The 1,432-nt window shown below is 67.6% G+C and carries 1 protein-coding gene; it reads right to left on the reverse strand.

What is annotated here, in order from left to right; all coding sequences use genetic code 11:
• Positions 1 to 1,432: SMC family ATPase (locus OP495_RS18870; protein ID WP_280571112.1), on the reverse strand; the 1,432-nt coding region annotated here is incomplete at both ends.

Raw genomic sequence — 1,432 nt, forward strand, 5'->3', positions numbered from 1 at the left:
CAGCACGCTGCGATAGTGGCGCTCGTGCTCATCGAGGCGCTGGCGGGCGGCCTGGCCTTGGGTGATCAATGCCTCGAGACGCTTTGCGTCCTGCGTCAGGCGCTCATTGAGGGTGCGCTGGGCGTGCTCGGTACGACAGACGGTCTGCCAGCGACTTTGCAGCTCGCCGAGTGCCAGGTGACGTCGAGCGGCATGATCATGCGCGCGCTGAACGGCCTGGCGGGCGTCCTCCACGCGGGCATGTTCACCCATCAATTGGCGCAGGGTGGCCTGCCAGTCATCGCGCTGCCGGCGCTGGCGTTGCTGTGTCTCGTGGGCTTGCTGATGGCGCGTGGTCAGCGCTTGCGCTTCGCGGCGCTGTGCGGCGTGCGTGTTGTCGAGCTCGGCCAGCTGATGCTCGCGCGTCGCCAGTTGCTGTGCCTGCTCGCGCGCCTGGTGCAGTTGAGGCTCGGCGGTGCGGCGTGCCGTGTCGGCGTCTTGAAGGGTCTTTTCGGCAGTGGCATGTGCCTGTTTAGCCTGTTGCTGTGTGGTCTCGGCCTTTGTCAGAGCCTCGCGCGTGTCGGCATGAGTCGTCTCGAGACGTGTGATCTCGCCGGGCAATTCGGCCTGGCGTGCCAGACGATGACGTTGAGGCGCGATCAGGCGCTGCCAGTCACGGTCGGCACGGGCCGAGGCCAGCGTCTGCCAATGCGCCTCGGCAGCGCGATGTTCATGCTGCCCTTGGGCGTGAGAGTCTTGCAGTCTGGTATCCGTGGCATGCCAGTGCGCCTGTGTCTCCAGGCGCTTGGTATGGCGCTGCACGGTATCGAGCTCGGCTTGGGCGGCCTCGGCGGTCTTTTCGAGCGCGGCGCGTGCCTCGGCCTCGGCGGGCAGGTCGTCGGCGAGCTTGGCATCCAGCGCATCGACGGCTTTCTTGGCCTGACTGGCGCGGCGATAGGCGGCGACCGAGATCTCGGAGTACTCGGCGGTGCCGGTGAGACGCTCGAGCAGGTCGCTGCGTTCGTTGTCGTCGGCCTTGAGAAAGGCGGCGAATTCGCTCTGGGCCAGCAGCACGGCGCGGGTGAATTGCTCGAAGCTGAGCCCCAGGCGCTCGGGCAGCAGGCGGTCGAACTCGCGTTTCTGCGTGGTCAGCAGGCGGTCATCGTCCAGATCACGCAGCGACTGCTCGATCTTCTGCAATTTTCCGTCAGCCTTCTCGCGGGCGCGGCGCACGCCCCAGCGAGCGCGATAGCGGCGGCTGTCGCGGCCCAGGAAGTCGACCTCGGCATGGCCGCTGGCGGTACCTCGGCGGAGTAGAGTGCGCGGGTCGGCGGTATTGAGCGTGGCGTCGCCCACGTCGGGCAGCGGGGCATTCTGACCGGGCGCCTGGCGCAACCGGGGCGTGCTGCCGTAGAGTGCCAGACACAAGGCATCGAGCAGCGTGCTCTTGCCG

Source organism: Chromohalobacter sp. 296-RDG, assembly GCF_029889885.1.
Taxonomy (GTDB): Bacteria; Pseudomonadota; Gammaproteobacteria; order Pseudomonadales; family Halomonadaceae; genus Chromohalobacter.